This is a genomic window from Bifidobacterium cebidarum (assembly GCF_009193305.1).
GTDB lineage: Bacteria > Actinomycetota > Actinomycetes > Actinomycetales > Bifidobacteriaceae > Bifidobacterium > Bifidobacterium cebidarum.
Genome location: NZ_WBVS01000003.1, coordinates 225,766 through 244,735 on the forward strand (window position 1 = coordinate 225,766; position 18,970 = coordinate 244,735).

At 60.2% G+C, this 18,970-nt stretch carries 12 protein-coding genes; 1 reads left to right on the plus strand and 11 read right to left on the minus strand.

Annotated features, from left to right (window positions below; translation table 11 throughout):
* Positions 1-6: 6 nt before the first annotated feature.
* The 8 genes from eno to F7D08_RS04665 all read right to left on the minus strand — a co-directional run bounded on the left by eno (position 7) and on the right by F7D08_RS04665 (position 14,895).
* Positions 7-1,305 (minus strand): phosphopyruvate hydratase, encoded by a 1,299-nt coding sequence (eno, locus tag F7D08_RS04630; protein ID WP_033890350.1) that lies wholly within the window; start codon positions 1,303-1,305, stop codon positions 7-9.
* Positions 1,306-1,475: 170 nt separating this feature from the next.
* On the minus strand, positions 1,476-2,423 hold the full coding sequence (locus F7D08_RS04635) for an aldo/keto reductase (protein WP_152209507.1): 948 nt from the start codon (positions 2,421-2,423) through the stop codon (positions 1,476-1,478).
* Between the two features lie 186 nt (positions 2,424-2,609).
* A complete protein-coding gene (locus tag F7D08_RS04640; protein ID WP_152209508.1) occupies positions 2,610-4,655 on the minus strand; it encodes a beta-galactosidase in 2,046 nt (681 codons plus the stop codon).
* Positions 4,655-6,283 (minus strand): peptide ABC transporter substrate-binding protein, encoded by a 1,629-nt coding sequence (locus F7D08_RS04645; protein ID WP_152209509.1) that lies wholly within the window; start codon positions 6,281-6,283, stop codon positions 4,655-4,657. The genes F7D08_RS04640 and F7D08_RS04645 overlap by 1 nt, the downstream gene beginning before the upstream one ends.
* Positions 6,284-6,538: 255 nt before the next feature.
* Positions 6,539-10,150, minus strand: a complete 3,612-nt coding sequence (gene mfd, locus F7D08_RS04650; RefSeq protein WP_319624260.1) for a transcription-repair coupling factor — start codon at positions 10,148-10,150, stop codon at positions 6,539-6,541.
* Positions 10,140-10,739 (minus strand): aminoacyl-tRNA hydrolase, encoded by a 600-nt coding sequence (pth, locus tag F7D08_RS04655; RefSeq protein WP_152209510.1) that lies wholly within the window; start codon positions 10,737-10,739, stop codon positions 10,140-10,142. Before pth ends, mfd begins: the two co-directional genes overlap by 11 nt.
* Before the next feature lie 58 nt (positions 10,740-10,797).
* Complete coding sequence (locus F7D08_RS04660) at positions 10,798-11,301, minus strand: GNAT family N-acetyltransferase (protein ID WP_152209511.1); 504 nt, start codon at positions 11,299-11,301, stop codon at positions 10,798-10,800.
* Positions 11,302-11,643: 342 nt separating this feature from the next.
* Positions 11,644-14,895: a UPF0182 family membrane protein gene (locus tag F7D08_RS04665; protein WP_152209512.1), complete on the minus strand. Its 3,252-nt coding sequence runs from the start codon at positions 14,893-14,895 to the stop codon at positions 11,644-11,646.
* 208 nt (positions 14,896-15,103) lie between these two features.
* Here F7D08_RS04665 and F7D08_RS04670 point away from each other — a divergent pair, with 208 nt between their 5' ends.
* A complete protein-coding gene (locus tag F7D08_RS04670; RefSeq protein ID WP_404979653.1) occupies positions 15,104-16,285 on the plus strand; it encodes a glycoside hydrolase family 3 N-terminal domain-containing protein in 1,182 nt (393 codons plus the stop codon).
* A 12-nt stretch (positions 16,286-16,297) separates the two neighbouring features.
* Here F7D08_RS04670 and nadD read toward each other — a convergent pair whose 3' ends face one another.
* Genes nadD through F7D08_RS04685 form a run of 3 tightly spaced genes read right to left on the minus strand, consistent with a single transcriptional unit; the run spans position 16,298 to position 18,854 of the window.
* Positions 16,298-17,017, minus strand: coding sequence for a nicotinate-nucleotide adenylyltransferase (gene nadD, locus F7D08_RS04675; RefSeq protein WP_152209514.1), 720 nt, complete (start codon positions 17,015-17,017; stop codon positions 16,298-16,300).
* Positions 17,014-17,562 carry a phosphoribosylglycinamide synthetase gene (locus tag F7D08_RS04680; RefSeq protein WP_152209515.1) on the minus strand — a complete coding sequence of 183 codons (549 nt, stop codon included), beginning with the start codon at positions 17,560-17,562 and terminating at the stop codon, positions 17,014-17,016. Before F7D08_RS04680 ends, nadD begins: the two co-directional genes overlap by 4 nt.
* Positions 17,559-18,854 carry a glutamate-5-semialdehyde dehydrogenase gene (locus tag F7D08_RS04685; RefSeq protein WP_152209516.1) on the minus strand — a complete coding sequence of 432 codons (1,296 nt, stop codon included), beginning with the start codon at positions 18,852-18,854 and terminating at the stop codon, positions 17,559-17,561. Before F7D08_RS04685 ends, F7D08_RS04680 begins: the two co-directional genes overlap by 4 nt.
* Positions 18,855-18,970: the final 116 nt, after the last annotated feature.

Genomic DNA, 18,970 nt, shown 5'->3' on the forward strand with positions numbered 1-18,970 from the left:
TTCAATTCACTTGGCCAGGTACTTCTTGCAGGCCTTGAAGGCGCTGTAGCCGGCGTACTGAGCGGTGGAGCCGAGCTCCTCCTCGATCTCGAGCAGGCGGTTGTACTTGGCAACGCGCTCGCCACGAGCCGGGGCACCGGTCTTGATCTGGCGGGTGTTCTTAGCGACAGCCAGATCGGAGATGGTGGTGTCCGGGGTCTCGCCGGAGCGGTGGGAAACCATGGAGGTGTAGCCGTTGGCGGTGGCCAGCTCGATGGCGTCGAGGGTCTCGGTGACGGTACCGATCTGGTTCAGCTTGACCAGCAGGGAGTTGGCGGCGCCGAGCTCGATGGCCTTCTGCAGGCGAGCCGGGTTGGTGACCAGGAGGTCGTCGCCGACGAACTGCAGGCGGTCGCCCAGCAGCTTGGTGATGGCGGTCCAGTCTTCCCAGCCCTCTTCGTTGAACGGATCCTCGATGGAGACGATCGGGTACTCCTCGATGAGCTGCTCGTAGAAGTCGAGCATGTACTGGGAGTCGCGCTCATCACCCTCGAAGTGGTACTTGCCGGTCTCCTTGTTGTAGAACTCGGAGGAAGCGACATCCAGGGAGATGCCGATCTGCTTGCCAGGCTCGTAGCCGGCAGCGGAGATGGCGTCCATGATGTAGTTCAGGGAGTCCTTGTTGGACTTCATCTTCGGAGCGAAGCCACCCTCGTCGCCGAGGCCGGTGTTCAGGCCTTCCTTCTTCAGGACGTTCTTCAGGGTGTGGTACACCTCGACGCCGGCCTGCAGAGCCTCGGAGTAGGTCTTGAAGCCGTACGGGGAGATCATGTACTCCTGAATGTCGGTGGCGAAGTCAGCGTGAGCGCCACCGTTCATGATGTTCATGTTCGGAACCGGCAGGATGTGGCCGTTGGTGCCGCCGATGTAGCGGTACAGCGGTTCGTCTGCGGACTCAGCGGAAGCGTACAGAGCAGCCAGGGAGACACCCAGGATGGCGTTGGCGCCCAGCTTACCCTTGTTCGGGGTGCCGTCGAGCTCGATCATCAGGTCGTCGAGAGCGCGCTGGTCGGAGGCATCCATGCCGATGACCTTCGGAGCGATCTCCTCGTTGACGGCCTTGACAGCGTTCAGAACGCCCTTGCCGCCGTAGACGGACTTGTCGCCATCGCGACGCTCCCAAGCCTCAGCTTCACCAGTGGAGGCACCGGACGGAACCAGGCCCAGGCCACGAGCACCGTCTTCGGTGTCCAGGACGACCTCAACGGTCGGGTTGCCACGGGAATCGAGAATCTGACGCGCGTACACGCTTTCAATTGCTGCCACAACTACTCCTTAAAACGGTTGTGTATCTAATGACAGTCATAAGACTAGTGCGATTTGTGGACGTTGTGAACGACACGCCCAAAAATAGTGTGAGCGCTCACATGAATTTGCCGGCCCGCCATGCGGCCCGCGGAAAGCGGCTTTTCGCGAGCTTGGCACCGAACCGCGCATCATGCGGCTTCGGTCTCATTGAGATAGTTAAGCTCCCTGTCGCTGAGCGTCAATCTCACAGCTTGGAACGAATCCTCAATCTCCTGCGGGTTGCGGGCCGAGGGAATCGTGAACAGCCGCGGATACTGCGCAAGCTCCCAGGCGAGCGTAATCCGCTGATAGGAGCAGTCATGCGCCTTGGCGACTTCCTTGAAGCGATCGAACAGATGCTCGTTGAACGGGTCGAGGAACCCGCCGAGCGGCGACCAGCAGACAAACGCCAATCCAAGCCGTTCGCAGGTTTCCATCGTATGCTCCGGATCGCGATGCACTGGAGAGAACTGGTTCTGCACCGCCACCAGACTATGGCCAAGAATGCGATGCGCGGTTTCGATGTCCTCGTTGCCGATGCGGGAGATGCCGACCGCTTTGGCGACGCCTTCATCCACAAGCTGCTTCAGCGCCCCCATCTGCTCCTCATAGGGCACCTGCGGATCGTCGCAATGCGAATAGAGCAGATCGAGCGCATCGACGCCAAGACGGCGAGCGGATTCCTTGGCGTTGGCGATCATCGTCTCCGGGCGGGCGTCGGCCTGCCAACCATAACGGCCTTGCTCATCGAGCGTGCGCAGCCAGCCGGTTTTGGTGGCCACGAGCACCTCATCCTTCGGGCCATGCCAGCTGGCGAGCGCGTCGCGGACCAGATATTCGCCATAACCCATGTCTTCCGGCTCACCGGTGCCGGGTTTGCTCGGCCGGTAGTATGACCACGCGGTGTCGAGATAACGTACGCCGAGGTCGAGGGCCCGGTGAATGGTTTCGACGGCCTCGCTGCGATCCGTCGGACGGCCTTCGATGGCGAGCGCCATCGTGCCCATACCGAGGCGCGGAATGGTGAATCCGGCCAGTTCGGCGGTGTTGGCAGGATTCGGGGTTATGGCACGGTTTGCGTCAATGACTTCACTCATGCCTCCATCGTACCCATCGTGCAGCGTCTCACCGGGCAGTGCCCATCGAACAGTGCACAACGAACAATGCCCCATCGTGCAGCGAGTCCTTCCACGGTATAGGCAAATATACCCGCACTGTGAGTGCGAACAGCCACACGATGGGAACAATGGAGCACGGACGTTATGGAATCGCGACCATTGCCGCTACCGCAGCAGCATCACCCCGAATGGCGGCAGTTGCGCGGTTGCGCCGGCTTTGAGCGTTGCCGGCGTACCTGCGGCGAGCAGGTCGGTTCCGCTGCGGGGCATGGTGACCGTGCGAGGCTCATCGGTGTCGTTGATGATGAACGTCAGCGCCTCGCCATCGGCTGTATACCGGGTGTTGATCGATACGCCGGCGTTCGTGTTCACCGTGGGGATGCCGGCTTCGGCCAGTACGATACCTAGGAATTCGCGCATCGCCGGACCGTTGAGGAATGCGCCCGCGTAATAGCAGACGCCTTCGCCCGAGCGATGGCCGGTGATGGCCGGTTTGCCCGCATAGAATGGTCCCTCGCCGTAGGTGGCAAGCACCTGCGTGCCTTCCTCCGACACCAAGATGTCGCAAAGGACTCTGGCCGCGTAGTCCGTTTGCTCTGTGGAGGCATCCTGCACAGCGCAGTCGGTCTGATCTGAGGAGTCGGCGAAATGCAACGGCACCGTGTGATCAGGGGCGAGCGCGTCGGTCTCCATGGCCCATACGCCGGCGGTCTCGTGGAAAGGCGCTGGCGTGAAGCCTTGGTGGAGTACGTCGTGTTCGTCGCTCAGGGCGCTCATGACCGTCAGCACCAAAGTGCCGCCCTGCCGCACATAGTCGTTGAGCCGGGCCGCGTCGGCATCGCTCACGATGTACAGCGCGGGGGCGAGCACCAGGTCGTAGGCACTGAAGTCGGCGCCCACACCCACCACGTCCACCGCAATGTTGCGTCGGTAGAGTTCGGCGTACATGGCTCTCGCCTCACGTAGATAGTCCAGGTCGTTCGATGGGCCGATCGCGTTGCGCAGGCCCCGCCAGGAGGACCAGTCGAAGATTATCGCCACGCGGGCCTTCGGCATCGACCCTTCGATCAGCGGGCCCACTTCGGCGAGTTCACGGCCCAATGCCGCGACCTCTTGGAAGGTTCGAGTTTTATTGGTTCCGTCGGCGTCAATCACGGCACCATGGAATTTCTCGCAACCGTAGCGGGAGCGGCGCATCTGGAAGAACTGCACCGAGTCGGCACCGTGGGCGATGGCCTGCCAGCTTTGCTGCCGCATTTGGCCGGGGCGTTTGAGCGCGTTGTATGGCATCCAGTTCATACGGCTGGGTGTCTGTTCCATAAGCAGGAACGGCTTGCGCTTCAGGCAGCGGATCAGATCATGCCAGAACGCGGTGTCGCTGGCAGGCGTACCTAGCCGAGGATAGCAATCCCATGCGGCGATATCAATGTCTTTGGCCCAATGCTGGTAGTCGTATTGGTAGAAGTTGCCCATGAAGTTCGTAGTAACCGGTGTTTGCGCATCGAAACGACGGATCGCTTTCTTTTCCACGTTGTATGCGTCGATGATCGAATCGTCGAAGAAACGGGCGTAGTCGAGACTTGCGGCCGGCAATACCGCACATGGGCCGTCATAGCTGCCGTCTCCGGCGCGGTCCGGCGGATAGATATGGTCAAAGGAGTCATAGGTGTGGCCCCAGAAATCAGTGCCCCACACCGCGTTCAGATGCTCGACGCTGCCATATCGCGCGCGCAACCAATCGCGGTATGTGCGAGCACAGTTCGGGCAGTAGCAGATGCCTTCGTATTCGTTGGAGATATGCCACGCCTCGAGATTGCTCAGTGAGCCATAGCGTTCGGCAAGTCTGCTGGCCAGTTCCGCCGCGTAATGGCGGTAGGTCGGACTGTTGGGGCAGGCGTTCTGGCGGGCGCCATGCCGGTGTTTGCGACCGTCAAAGTCGACTCGCTCCGCATCGGGATACTTCAGTGACATCCAGGCGGGCAGCGCGCCGGTGGATGTTGCCATGATGATGTTCATCCCATACTCGCTCACCAAAGCGACGATGTCATCAAGGCGGGAGAAATCATAGGTGTGCTCATCGGGTTGGAGTGCGGCCCACGAGAAAACATTGAGCGTGACTTCGTTGATGGAAGCCTCGCGCAGCAGCCGCATGTCGTGCTTCCACACGTCACGCGGCCACTGCTCAGGGTTGTAATCGCCTCCGTACAGCATCAGGACTTCGTGATCTTCCAGTAGGTCGGCAGTGCATTGAAGTTGAACTGGATCTTGCTCACGTTCTTGGTGGTTACGGCATTGGCGTTGCCATACCAGAGCGGAATGGTGGGCAGATCCTTAAGCAGGATCTCCTCGCTCTGCTGATAATACTTGTTGGCCTCATCCATCGAAGTGGTGGCGGCCGCCTTATCCAGCAGCGCATCGAATTCCGGGTTCTTATAATTGCCGGTGTTCGAGCCGTTTCCATCGGCGGAGCTGGAAGCATAGAGGGTCACGAGGAAGTCATCGGCGGACGGCCAGTCGGCGGACCAGCTGGTGTAGAAGGCGAAGGTCGGCGTCTTGGAATCCAACGAATCGTAGTATTCGGCGGAGGTCGGGAACGGCAGTCCCTTGGCGTCAATGCCGAATGCATTCTTCAGCTGGTTGCACACGGCATCTACCCACTGCTTGTGGTCGGCGTCGGCGTTGTAGGCCAGCTGGAAGGTTCCGGAGAACGGTGAGATGGCATCCGCTTGCTTCCACAACCTCTTGGCTTTGGCCTCATTGTGCTTGAGCACATCGGCGCCCTTCAGGTTGTCGGAATAGCCGGAGATCACGGGAGCAAGGAAATCGGTGGCGGGCGTACGGGTCTTGAAGAAGATCTTATCGGTGATCTGCTCGCGATCGATGGCCAGCGAGATGGCCTGACGACGCAAACGACCCTCCTCATTCATACCGAAATGATCCAATGCCGCCGGAATCGTAAAGCCCTGGAAGGAGGAGCCCGGCGTGGAGATGGCATTGATCTTCGGGTTGGACTGGAAGCTCTTCATGGCCGAGGCAGGAATGGTGGAGAGTACGTCCAAGTTGCCGGACTGCACGTCGGCATAGGCGGAATCCGGCTTGGTGTACAGCTGGAAGGTCACGCCATCGTTCTTAGGCTTGCGCGGACCGTTGTATTCGGGGTTCTTGACCAAGGTGATGGTCTTGCTATGGTCCCAGGACTCAAGCTTGTACGGACCGTTGGTCACCGGCTTCTGGCCGAACGCCTTCATGTCCTTGAACGCGGAATCCGGCACCGGTGCGAAGGCGATATAACCCAGCTCCTTAGGGAACATGGAATTCGGTTTGTTCATCTCAACAGTGAATGTCTTGTCGTCAACAATCTTCAAACCGGACAGTTGCGCATCGGAAGCTACCGACTTGTCTTGCAGCTCATCGTAGCCCTTGATTGCTGAGAAGCACCAGGCGTTTTTGGCACCGTTGGCGCCATTCGCCGCGTAACTCCAAGCTTTGGTGAAGTTCTCCGCCTTCACCGGAGTGCCGTCACTGAACTTCCAACCATCTTTCAGTGTGACGGTGAACTGTGTGGCGTCATCGTTTGGGGTGATGCCTTTCGCCACTTCGTTGTTAATGGAACCGTCGCTGTTGTAAGTGATGAGCGTGGAATAAATCTGATCGGCAACCTGGATGCCGCCGCTTTCACCGGAGTCACCGGGGGTCAGCGGATTCTGTGGTTCAACGCCATAAGCGCGAATCACATTGTTGCCGGCGGTGCTGCTGGCAGAAGAACTGTTTCCACATCCTGACAGCAACATAACCACAGCGCACAGCGCCGCTCCTGCTGCAAGAAATCGCCTGTTCATCTGACGCTTCCCTTCTTCTCGGGGACGATGCGCATTGAAAGCATCGTCGTTAGCCAGCAGTATTTGTGGCCAACGTTTCTGGTACGTAAAAAAGAGGCTTTTTGCCAACAGGCATGGAACGTTTCATATGACGAACAAGGAAATGGATATCCATCCACATTATGGCACTGATTCATATGGACAAACGAATTCCCTGAATTGCTTGCGTCGACGAATTGTCAATACGAGCAATTCAGGGAAATCATTGCCTATTCGCTATTTGCGCGGCTGCGGGCGCCAAGCCAAATCATCCAAGAGCTGATTGGTCCATAGCACGATCTGGTCAGAACTCATCGGCCCTTGGCCGAGCGAACCGTTGAACGGCGCGGGGATCAGCAGCTGATGCGTGACCGGGCGGTATTGAGCGCCCTTGTAGATGCGGGCCATGCGCATCTGGATGGATTCCGGCGGGTCGATGCGACCGATGCGCACGCGGTTCGACTGTGCAAGGATCTCGGAGACGCCGAGTTTCCTGGCCTTGAACTTGAGGCGGGCCACGTCGAACAGGGTCTTGAATTCGACCGGCGGCTTGCCGTAACGGTCGGCGAGCTCCTCCTGAAGATCCTTCAGATCGTTCTCGTTGCGTGCGGAGGCGAGCTTGCGGTACGCCTCCAGACGCAGCTTGTCGGAGTCGATGTAGTCCACCGGGATGGAGGCTTCGATCGGCAGGTCGACGGACACGGAAATCGGCTCGACGTTCTCCTCCGGCTCCTTGTACTTCTCCACGGCTTCGGAGACCATGCGCACATAGAGGTCGAAGCCCACGCCTTCGATATGACCGGATTGCTCGTCACCCAGCAGGTTGCCGGTGCCGCGCAATTCCAAATCCTTCATGGCCACGTCGAATCCGCTGCCGAGTGCGGTGTTCTGTGCAATGGTGGCGAGTCGGTCGTGCGACTGCTCGGTCATCGGCTTGGTTGGATCATAGAGGAAGTAAGCGTACGCGCGTTCACGGCCACGCCCCACGCGGCCGCGCAGCTGGTGCAGCTGCGAGAGACCGAAACGGTCGGCATGGTCCACGATCAGCGTATTGGCATTGGAAATATCAAGGCCGGTTTCGATGATGGTGGTGCATACGAGCACATCGATATCGCGGTGCCAGAAATCGCGGATGATCTGGTCGAGCTGCTTCTCCCCCATCTTGCCGTGTGCAATGCCCACGCGAGCCTCAGGCACAAGCGTGTGAATCTTGTCGGCGATGTGGGAGATGTCCTGCACGCGATTGTGCACGTAGAACACCTGGCCGCCGCGCAGGAGTTCGCGGCGCACGGCAGCGGTGACCTGCGCATCCTCATAGGCGCCCACATAGGTGAGCACCGGCAGTCGGTCCTCGGGAGGCGTGGCCAGCGTGGACATCTCGCGGATGCCGGTCACGGCCATTTCGAGCGTTCGCGGGATAGGCGTTGCGGACAGGGACAGCACGTCCACATTGGTTCTCAGGGCTTTGAGCGTTTCCTTATGCTCCACGCCGAAACGCTGTTCCTCATCGATGATGACGAGGCCCAGATCCTTGAACTTGATCTTCGGGTTCAGGAGCTTGTGGGTGCCGATGACCACGTCCACCGACCCTGCGGCCAAGCCTTCGATGGTCGCATTGATCTCCTTGGTGGTTTGGAATCGGCTCATGGCCGCCACGTCAACCGGGAAGCCTTCGAATCGTTCGGTGAACGTCTCGTAATGCTGCTGCACGAGCAGCGTAGTGGGCACGAGCACGGCCACCTGCTTGCCATCCTGTACAGCCTTGAATGCAGCACGCACGGCGATTTCGGTTTTGCCAAAGCCCACGTCGCCGCAGATCAGACGGTCCATCGGCACCGGCTTTTCCATATCGGCCTTGACTTCGTCGATGGTGGTGAGCTGGTCGGCGGTCTCCTGGTAGGGGAAGGCGTCCTCCAGTTCTTTCTGCCAAGGAGTATCCGGGCTGAACGCGAAGCCTTTCGCGCGTTGGCGAGCGGAATACAGTTTGATCAGGTCGTCGGCAATCTCATGGACGTGCTTGCGCGCCTTGGCCTTGGTCGCCGCCCAGTCGGAACCGCCGAGCTTGTTGAGTTTCGGCGCTTCGGCACCGATGTATTTGCTGACCTGATCGAGCTGGTCGGTGGGGATGAACAGCTTGTCCGCGGGCGCACCTCGTTTGGAGGGCGCGTATTCGATGACCAGGTATTCGCGGGTGGTGCGGTTCGCGCCGGTGCCGATGGTACGCTGGCGCATTTCCACGAACCGGCCGATGCCGTGCTGCTCGTGCACCACATAATCGCCTTTTTTGAGTTCCACCAGGTCGATGGCCTTGCGGCGGCGCTTTGGTGTTTTGGCCACGGCCACGGCCGACGTGCGGCCGGTCAGGTCGCGTTCGGTGAGTAGTGCGATTTTGGCGGATTTGTCCACGAAGCCATCGATGGCCTGCGAGCGGATGCAATCGAACGTGGTGATGCCGGTGGTGTTGATCGCGCGCTTGAGTCTGGCCAACGTACCGGCCGCGGCGGCGGTGATGGTCACTTGGAATCCGGCGTCGATCAATCCCTCGATGCCCTGCGCGGCCTTGGTTTCGTTGCCGCGGAACTCCGCCGGATTCTGCGCATCCAATTGCACACGGCCCGGCAGGGTGGCGTCCACGCCGAAGCTGGTCAGGCGAATTACGTCATGCTCGGAGTATTCGAGCGAACTGATGGTTTCCGCATAATCCAGGAAACTGGCCTCGTCGAAGCTGATGGGGGCACCGGCACCATGGCCGGATGCAGCCACATGCCAGCTTGCGGCAAGGAATTCGTTGGCGGTTTTGGCCAAATCCTCGGCGGAGCGGCGGAGTTTTTCCGGGTCGCTCAGCACGATGACGGCATGTTTGGGCAGCATGGAGCCCACGGGTTCAAGATGGTCAACGAGCGCCGGCATCAGGGATTCCATGCCTTCGACAGGAATGGCGTTGGCTATGGATTCGAGCATGTCCTCCGCGTTGGGAATCGAGCCAATCAGAGACTTGGCACGAGCACGCACGGCATCGGTCAATTGCAGTTCGCGACATGCGGTGGCCCAGATGGTCTTCATGCCTTTGCCATAGGTGCGCTGGTCCGAAGCGTGGAATTCCTTGATGGTGTCGATTTCGTCACCGAAGAATTCGATACGCACCGGATGTGGGGCCGTTGGCGGAAAGACATCGAGAATGCCGCCGCGCACCGCGAATTCACCGCGGTCCATCACCAGATCCACACGCGTGTAGGCGTTTTCGATGAGTCGCTTGGCGGCCTCGTCGAGCGCGAGCTCCTCTCCCACCGCGAATACCAACGGTTCCACGTCTCCCAGGCCTTTGACCACCGGCTGTATCAGCGAACGGATGGGCATCACGAGAATGCGGATCGGACCGAACATCGGATTGTTTCGGTCCGGATGCTTCAAACGGTGGAATACGGCCATGCGGCTGGCCACGGTGTCCGCGCGCGGGCTCAGGCGCTCATGAGGCAGTGTCTCCCAGGCTTCGAGCTGGGCGATGTCGTTCGGATCGCCGTCGTACCAGGAGCGCAATGCGCCTACGGTTTCTTCGGCTTCGCGGCCGGATGCCACGACCATGACCACCGGCTTGCCGGGTTTGCCATTGACGCCCTGCCCGATCGCAGCCGCCAGTGCCGGGCGTAAGCCCTCCGGCATGCCGACCAGCAGCGAAGGGTCTGCGGCATTCTCGCTGGGCTCGATCTCACCGGCTGCAAGGGCATGAAAATTCGAATCGTGGTTCAGTGCGTCCAATACGCCGGCGAGCGAGCCATTGATGGGCTGGCCGTTCGCCGCCGCAACGGCAATGGCGGACGCGTCGGCGGGCTTTGTGGCGTCAGCGGCCATTGAACTGCTCCTGGGTCTTAGCAAGCCCCTTGAAAATGATGTCTTCGGCGGCGTCGGCGCCATCGGCCAGGAAGTCGGGCAACTGCTTGCGCTGGTCCGGGCCGAATCCGCCCAATACCCAGTTCACCGTATTGTCGTGTGCGTTGGGACCACGCTTGGCGTGGCCGACGCCCATGCGCACGCGCGCGTATTTCGGCGTACCCAGTGAGCGGTCGATGGATTTGATGCCATTGTGGCCACCCGTCGAGCCGCCGACCTTGACCTTGATACGGCCGAATTCCAAGTCCATATCGTCATGAATCACCACGATGTGGTCCGGTTCGATCTGGTAATAGGCGGCGATGGAGGCCACGGCGTTGCCGGACTCGTTCATGTAGGTCAGGGGCTTGGCGAGGAAGAACTTCACGGTGCGGCCGTCAAGATTCATCGTGCTTTTGCCAAGCATGGCGAGGCCCTTGTGGTCGGCGAAGTTCACCGTCCAGCGCTCCGCGAGCACGTCCGCCACCATGAATCCCATGTTGTGGCGGGTGCCTTCATATTTCTTTCCGGGGTTGCCCAGTCCTGCGATCAGCCAAAAATCCGATGCCATGTCTCTCCTTCAAAGCCTTATCAACTTTGAAGATTGTACCCTGACCCCTTCAGCAGGATTACAGGTCCAAATACCAGTACGACATATCTCGCATGGTTCCGGTGGAGTCGGTGGCGGCGGACGGCATCAGGCCAAATTGCGTAAAGCCGAAACGGTGCATCAACGCGATGGAGCCGGCGTTGTCGGCGAAGATGATGCCACAGGCCTTACGCATGTGGCGGGCGCGGGCTTCATCGAGCAGATGCTGAAGCATGAACGTACCAACGCCTTTGCCCTGCCATGCGGGATCGATGTAGTAGGCGAGGTCGGTGACGCCGTCGTATCCGGCGCGATCGTAGAACACGGACAGCGCGCCGAACCCGATAACCTGGCCGGGATGCTCGGATGATTCGGCTACGAATACACCGTATGGCGGCTTGTGCGAGTCCACCCAAGCTTGACGCTGCTCAAATGTGCGTGGGGTCAGATCGGCGGTGGCACCGCCTGCGATGACGGAAGCATTGTAGATGTCGGTGATGGCCTGGGTATCGGAGGCGGCTGCTGCACGGAAGGTGTATGACATGGCACACAGCCTAACACTCAGCGCAAGAAATTCGGGAGGAAATCGGCCTCATCCCGAAATACTTGCACTGACGGCGGCTCAGTGAAAGAAATTCGGGAAGAGAGCCTTAATCTCCGGAAATAGTTGCGCTTACAGGAGCTCAGTGCAAGAAATTCGGGAGATTAAGGTTTATTACCCGAAATCTTTGCACTGGGAGAGGAGGACACGAAGAAACCAAGAAACAGAGGGGTCAGAAAGCCAAATACGGAGATCAAGGAGACCCGAACACGTAAACAATAACGGCTGTGGGGTGCGCTGATGTTGTATCAGCGCACCCCACAGCCGTTATTTAATGGTTGGTGACTACTTGTCGAGCTCGATGGCCTTGTTGATGGCGTCTTCGAGCTTCTTCTGGGCTTCGCCGTAGGCGGTCCAGTCGCCATTCTTCATGGCGTCCTGACCGTCCTTCATGGCTTGGGCCGCATCGTTCAGCGCCTGCTGGAGTTCGGGGCTGCGCGAGGTGCCGGAGGAGGACTGGCCGGATGATTCGGAACCGTTGTTCTGCCCGGTTTGGTCGGAACCGGTCTGATTATCGGACTTGTTCGAGCCTGTCGAATTGTTGGACGAGTTCGAAGCATCCGAACCGTTCGCATTCTCGGCGTCACCGGCGTTGGCTCCGGAGTCGCCTCCGAACACCTGATCAAGCGCTTCGTCCAATGTATCCGCGAATCCGACCTGGTCGCCGAAGGCCACCAACGTCTTCTTCAGCAGCGGGAAGGACGTGGCGCCCGAGGACTTCACGTATACCGGCTGTACGTAGACCAGACCGCCGCCGAGCGGCAAGGTCAGGAGGTTGCCGCGCACCACCTTGGTGTCGCCGGATTGCAGCAGGTTCAGTTCCTTGGACACATCGGCGTTGGCGTTGAAGTTGTTCTGCGCCTGTCCGGGGCCCGGCACATTGGAATCCTTGGGCAGCTCCTGCAGTCGGATGGTGCCGTAGTTCGGCCCGATCTTGCCTTTCTGGTTGCCGGCATCGGAATCCACCGAGAGGAATCCGGTCAGGATCTCACGGGTGGATTGGCCTGCCGGAATATAGGTGGAGGTCAGGGAGAACACCGGCTCCTTGGTGCCACCGGTTTGCAGCGTCAGGTAGTACGGCGGCTGGAGGATGTCCTGATCCTGCTGGGCCTGGGATTCGGTGGGGTCGACCGGCGTCTGCCAGAAGTCCTCGCCGGAGTAGTACTGGCTGGCGGAAGTCACATGGTACTTGGAAAGCAGTTCGCGCTGCACCTTGAACAGGCTTTCCGGGTAGCGCATATGGCTCATCAGATCGCCGGAGATCTCGCTCAACTGGTGGTACTGGCCGGGGAAGATCTGCTCCCATGCCTTGATCACCGGGTCCGAAGTGTCCCAGACGTAAAGGTCCACGGAACCGTCGTAGGCGTCAACGGTGGCCTTGACCGAGTTGCGGATGTAGTTGGCCTGCTGCGAGCCCAGCGAGGAAACCGTGGATGAGGAGACCGTGGTGGAATCCTGGGTGGCGGTGCCGAGGTTGGTCATCTGCGAGTACGGGTAGGCGTCGGAGGTGGTGTAGCCGTCCACGATCCACTTGACGCGGCCGTCGACCACCGCCGGGTAGACGCGGCCGTCCAGCGTCAGGTACGGCGCCACTTTGGCCACGCGCTCCTTCGGGGAACGGTCGTAGAGGATCTGCGAGGCGGAGGTCACACGGTCGGAGAAGAGAATCTGATCGGAGCCGAAGCGAATCGCATAGAGCAGGCGGGACAACAGATTGCCCACCGAGGGGCCGCCGTTGCCCTTGAATGTGGTCAGCGCGCCTTCGGATCCGGTCGGGTAATCGAACTCCCATGGCTGGGTGCCGCTCGGAGCGCCCACAATGGAGTACTCGGTGGTGTTCGGGGAGAAGTAGATGCGCGGCTCATACTTCTGGGATTCAGTGAGCTTGCCCTGGGTCGGGATGCCGGATTCGAAGAATTCCGGCTGGCCGTCAGCGGTCACCTTGTTGCCGTAGGCGGCCACGACACCGTAACCGTGGGTATACACGGTATGGTCATTGACCCAGTTGCGGTTGTCGTTGCCGTCCAGATCGAGCTCGCGGGCGGCAATCACCGTATCCTGGGAGACGCCATCCACATCGTACTTGTCAACAGCGAGCGTATCGGCGAAGGTGTAGTACTGCTTGGACTGCTGCAGCTGCTTGAACGTGGGGCTGACGACCTGCGGGTCCAAAAGACGGATCTGCGCGGTGGTGTCCGCCTCCTGGGCCAAAGCGCCCTGCTCGCCCTTGTTGGTGACCTCGTAGTTCTCGGTCTTGAGCTTGTCCAAGCCATACGCGGCACGAGTGGCGTCGATGTTGCGCTGGATGTAGGTGGATTCCATCTCCTGCGCGTTCGGGTTCACGCGGAAACGCTGCAGCAGTGCCGGCCATGCAATGCTCAGCACCATGGCCACTACCACGGTGGTGGCGATGGAGATCACCGGCACGCGCCACGCCTTCAATGCGGCGGAGGCACGAACACCAAGCGATGCCGGGCCTTCCAACGCATGCGAGCGCATCAGCCAGACGCCAAGCACCAAACCAAGAACCGCGGTCAACGCGGCCATGATGATGGTGACCGGGATGTTCGCGTGCACGGCGGTGTAGGAGGCGCCGGTGATGCGCGAGCCCTGAACGGTGAGCTGATCGAATACGCTGAATGCCTGGCGCACCGCCCATGCCAGCATGTTAAGGATCAGCCAGACGCCGAGCTGACGACGGGCGCGCTTGGTGATGGCGAACAATCCACGACCGTTTACCGGCATCGTGATACGGATGCCGCCCATGAGCACATGGGTGATAAGCGAGAACACGAGGCCTACGCCAAGCAGCATGGAGACGGCTGCCAGCACCAGCTTCAATCCCGGCAGCACGAACACGTAGAAGCCGTTGTCAAGACCGAACTGCGGATCGTTGACGCCGAAGCTCTGCGCATGGAACATGAGCAGGATCTCACTCCAGTTCGCGTTGAACTGCGCGCCGAAAATGGCGCCGACGATCAGCGACACCACCACCGCGACGCGATGTGCGGTTTTGGAGCTGAAGGATTTGCCGACTTCCACCACGTCGCCATTGATGCGGATGGTGGAGCCGTCCGCGGAATCCGGTCGGGCTCGGATGGCCAGCCATGCGGCCACGAAGCCGGTCAACGCCATGAGCAGCGCATATGCCACCCATAGGCCGACCTTCACACCGAGCTGCACCCAAACCACGGATTGGAAGCCGAGCTGGCCGTACCACATCAGATCGGTGATGAAGCGGGACAGGCCAAAGAACAGGCTCACGACGATAATCAGCGCCAGCACAATGCCGAGCATGATCTTGGTGCCGCGATTGTTGCCGGAGGATGCCGGGCGCGGAGTCAGCCGCGGGTGTCCGGATCCGCCGAACGACGGACGTCCGGCGCCGGAACCGCTCGCATTGTTACCGGAAGCGGGGCCATCCCCATCGGCCTCGACGTTGAGAATAATCGGATCATCGTCGTTCGACTGTTTCCGCGCACGGTCATTGCCGCCGCCATTGCCGAAGAACACGGAGAAAGGATCATTAAAAGACATGCCTTCCAGCGTACAGACAGGCCGCGAACGGCTGTTATGCGCTGAGCACATTATGCAATTGACGTAATGCGCGCGACGGCGGCATCACCATGTTCCGCCTATGCTGGGCAGTATGAATCATCACGCACCGCGATCGCCCCACTCCCCATCACAACGCATACGTACAATCTCGCATCGGGTTGCGGCGCTGCTTTCACTTGCATGCGTGCTGGCGCTTGTGGTCTCGGCTCTTTATGGATGGCATAGCGGCTTGTTCGCCAAGATAGGCCATAATAATGGCACTTCGGCGTACTCCATCGCGAATGATGTTACGCGGCAGTTGGAGCGCGGGCAGGTGCCCGGACCGGATCTTTCCCCTGCCGGTAAGGCGCGTCGCATGGTTCAGGCCATGGATATGCATACCCGGGTCGGGCAGCTGGTGATGGCGCCGTTGACCCCCGGAACCGATCCCAGCTCATTGGCGTCACTGATCGCCGACCGTCATGTGGGATCGGTGCTCATCCTCGGCGATTGGGACACGGGAGCGGCTTCGGTACGTTCCGCCGTGGATCAATTGCAGGGATATGCGGCGGCCGGCGACAAGCTCCTGGTGGCCACCGACCAGGAGGGCGGCTATGTCCAGCATCTCAGCGGCCCCGGCTTCGATCAGATGCCCTCCGCCGTGGAGCAGGGATCCATATCAGAAGACCAGTTGCAGCAATCGGCTTCCACATGGGGATCGCAATTGGCGGCCGCGGGCATTAACGTCGATCTCGCCCCCGTACTGGATACGGTTACGGTGGACCGTGCCTCTAATGCGCCGATTGGCGCGCTGTCGCGAGACTTCGGATTGGATTCCACCGGCAATGCTAGGCACGGCATGGCATTTGTTCAGGGGATGCGCGACGCCAACGTCGCATCCGCGATCAAACATTATCCGGGATTGGGATCGGTGAGCGGCAACACGGATTTCACCACCGATGGCATCCGCGATACCACCACCACGCTGGATGGTCCTGAAATCGACGCATTCGACACCGCCATCCGTCAGGCACATCCGGCAATGGTGATGATGGCATTGGCCACCTATCAGGCGATCGACCCCGATAATCCTGCGGCGTTCTCATCAACGATGATTGACGGCCATATCCGCCACGACCTTAGCTACAACGGTGTGGTGATCTCGGATTCATTGTCGGCGGCGGCACTGGGCGGGTACAGTCCCGCCGACCTGGGTGTCAGGCTGGTGGAGGCCGGAGGCGATCTTGCTTGCGTCGGCGCAGCCGACTATGTGGAGCCGATTCTGGATGGACTGTCCGCACGGGCGGATGCCGATCCCTCCTTCGCCGCCAAGGTCACTCAAGCGGCGACACGGGTGATGACGTTGAAAATCACGATGGGTCTGGCCTGACGACCCGGCCCGTCACCGGTACAGACCATGCTTGCCGATGTATTGCACCACACCATCGGGAACTAGATACCACACCGGCTCGTTCTGATGCGCGCGGCGGCGCACATCGGTGGAGGAGATGGCCAAGGCGGGAATCTCCAATGTGTCCACTTTGCCTTCCGGAAGTTTCACGCCTTCGGGACTCGAGTAGCCAGGCCGCGTGACGGCCACAAAATGGGCGAGATCCCACATTTTGTCGGCGTCTTTCCACTGCATGATCTCCGCCACTGCGTCCGCGCCGGTGATGAAGAACAGTTCGGCATCCGGGTGCTGGGCGCGAATATCCTTCAATGTATCGATGGTGTAGGTGACGCCGGGGCGGTCGATATCCACGCGGGAAACCGTGAACTTGGGGTTCGACGCCGTGGCGATCACGGTCATCAGATACCGGTCTTCCGCGTTGGTTACGTGCTTGTCGAGCTTGAACACCGGGCGCCCGGTCGGCACGAAAATTACCTCGTCCAGATCGTATACCCAGGCGACTTCCGAGGCGGCGACCAAGTGGCCATTGTGAATCGGGTCGAAGGTGCCGCCCATGATGCCGATGCGCAGACGGCTATGCCAGTTGCCTCGGGCGGAAAGCCTCCCCTTGCCGCGACCGTTCACGCCGGACTGGCCGGATAGGTCGGACATGCGGCGGCCGGTATCCTCCTGCGTTATCGCCACGAGTTCGGCTGGTTCGCTCGTGCTCATGCCTGACCGCCTTCACTGGCCTGGGCGGCCTGACCGTCCGCGGTCTCGGTCTCATGTTCGATCTCGTCGGCGGTGGGATCGCTTTCCCGTGGATCGATCTTGCCCATGTCCTCGTCCCACTCGTCCTGCACCACGCGGCGGATTTCCGCGAAGGTCGGCAATGGGAATTCCGGCTGGTACAGGCGGCGGACCTCGGCCACGCGTTCGGTGATGCGAATCAGCGTATCGGTCATGCCGTCGATATCGCCGTCATGCTCCATCTGGCTGAATTTGGCGATGTAGCTCTCCATCAGCTCCATGTGTTCACGCACAGTCTTGAGCTGGTCATCAGTCAGATCGACGACTTCGGGAGAATCGATTTCCGGCCAGCCGATGAGCACGGCGTCCGCGTATTCCAGGGAGGCGCGTTGTGCGGCGGACGCGATGCCGTCTTCGATCTGCACCAGGAACACGTAGCGGACGATGCTCAAACGTTCAGCGGCGATTTTGAGCCCGATCTTCGGGTTTTGTGGCTCTGTGGCGTTGGTCTCAACGTGTTCGCTCATGCGCGCACCTGTCCTGTTCCGTATCCAATCCATTTGGTCGTGGTCATCTCACGCAATCCCATCGGCCCCCGGGCGTGCATCTTCTGCGTGGAGATGCCGAGCTCGGCGCCGAAACCAAACACGCCGCCGTCCGTGAATCGCGTGGAGGCGTTGACCATCACTACTGCAGAGTCTATACGCTTGGTGAACGTTTCGATGGCTTCATAGTCCTCAGCGATGATGGATTCGGTATGACCGGTGGAATGCCGGTTGATGTGCGCGATGGCGTCATCGAGATTGTCGACCACTTTGATGCCCATCTTCAGCGCCAGATATTCGGTATCCCAGTCCTCCTCGGTGGCATGGTTGAGTTCGATGCCCTCGATGGCGGCCCCCTGAAGGATGTCGTAGGAGATGGCATCCGCCTGCAGTACGACGTTTGCCTGGGATAGTGCGGTGGCGATGGCCGGCAGAAAGTCCGCGGCGACATCCCTATGAATCAGCAGTTTTTCCGCAGCATTGCATACGCCGACGCGCTGCGTTTTGGCATTGAGAATGATGGGAATGGCCTTGGCGAGATCGCCGGATTTGTCGATGTAGATGTGCACGTTGCCGGCACCGGTCTCGATGACCGGCACCTTGGAATTGCGCACGACGGCTTGGATAAGGCCGGCACCGCCGCGCGGCACCAACACGTCGATATGCCCGCGGGCCTCCATCATGGCGGTGGCGCCCGGACGCCCATATTGGTCTACGGATTGCACGAGTGCGGCATCGAAACCGTGAGCTTCAAGCACCGGCGCAATCACATTCAGCGTTGCGGCGTTGGTGCGTTCCGCGGCATGGCCTCCTCTGAGCAGCGCCGCGTTGCCGGATTTCAGGCACAGGCTGGCCACATCCACGGTGACATTTGGCCTCGCCTCGTAAATCATGCCGATCACGCCCATCGGCACGCGGGTCTGCGTCAGCCGCAGCCCATTGGGCAGGTTGTAGCCGCGCACGATCTCCCCCACCGGGTCGGGCAATGTGGCCACATGACGCACGCCTTGCGCAGCGGCCGCAACGCGCGACACATCGAACAGCAACCGGTCGAGTTTGCCGGCGTCCATGCCGCTTTCCTTGGCCTCGAGCATATCGAGACCGTTGGCTGCCTCGATATCGCCGGCATGCTCGTCCAGCGCATCGGCGATGGCCAGCAGCAGGTCATTCTTGGCTGCGGTGTTCGCCCGGGCAAGTCTCTCCTGTGCGCGCGCCGCCTGATCGGCCTGCTCGCACACTGCATCGAATACTTCGGGGCTCAGTGCTTCGCTCATAACAGACTAGGGTAGCTCACAATATGGCGCGGCGCTTGTTTCGGCTCGGTTTTAGGCATAGAAAAGGCTCCCCTTTCAGGGAGCCAAATCATTAATCGATCACGTCGAAAGGCAGA

What these genes read in the sequence shown, in the direction of transcription:
- F7D08_RS04635 (WP_152209507.1), bottom strand. Translation starts at nt 2,423, where the DNA reads ATGAGTGAAGTCATTGACGCAAACCGTGCCATAACCCCGAATCCTGCC.
- F7D08_RS04640 (WP_152209508.1), bottom strand. Translation starts at nt 4,655, where the DNA reads ATGCTGTACGGAGGCGATTACAACCCTGAGCAGTGGCCGCGTGACGTG.
- F7D08_RS04645 (WP_152209509.1), bottom strand. Translation starts at nt 6,283, where the DNA reads ATGAACAGGCGATTTCTTGCAGCAGGAGCGGCGCTGTGCGCTGTGGTT.
- mfd (WP_319624260.1), bottom strand. Translation starts at nt 10,150, where the DNA reads ATGGCCGCTGACGCCACAAAGCCCGCCGACGCGTCCGCCATTGCCGTT.
- pth (WP_152209510.1), bottom strand. Translation starts at nt 10,739, where the DNA reads ATGGCATCGGATTTTTGGCTGATCGCAGGACTGGGCAACCCCGGAAAG.
- F7D08_RS04660 (WP_152209511.1), bottom strand. Translation starts at nt 11,301, where the DNA reads ATGTCATACACCTTCCGTGCAGCAGCCGCCTCCGATACCCAGGCCATC.
- F7D08_RS04665 (WP_152209512.1), bottom strand. Translation starts at nt 14,895, where the DNA reads ATGTCTTTTAATGATCCTTTCTCCGTGTTCTTCGGCAATGGCGGCGGC.
- nadD (WP_152209514.1), bottom strand. Translation starts at nt 17,017, where the DNA reads ATGAGCACGAGCGAACCAGCCGAACTCGTGGCGATAACGCAGGAGGAT.
- F7D08_RS04680 (WP_152209515.1), bottom strand. Translation starts at nt 17,562, where the DNA reads ATGAGCGAACACGTTGAGACCAACGCCACAGAGCCACAAAACCCGAAG.
- F7D08_RS04685 (WP_152209516.1), bottom strand. Translation starts at nt 18,854, where the DNA reads ATGAGCGAAGCACTGAGCCCCGAAGTATTCGATGCAGTGTGCGAGCAG.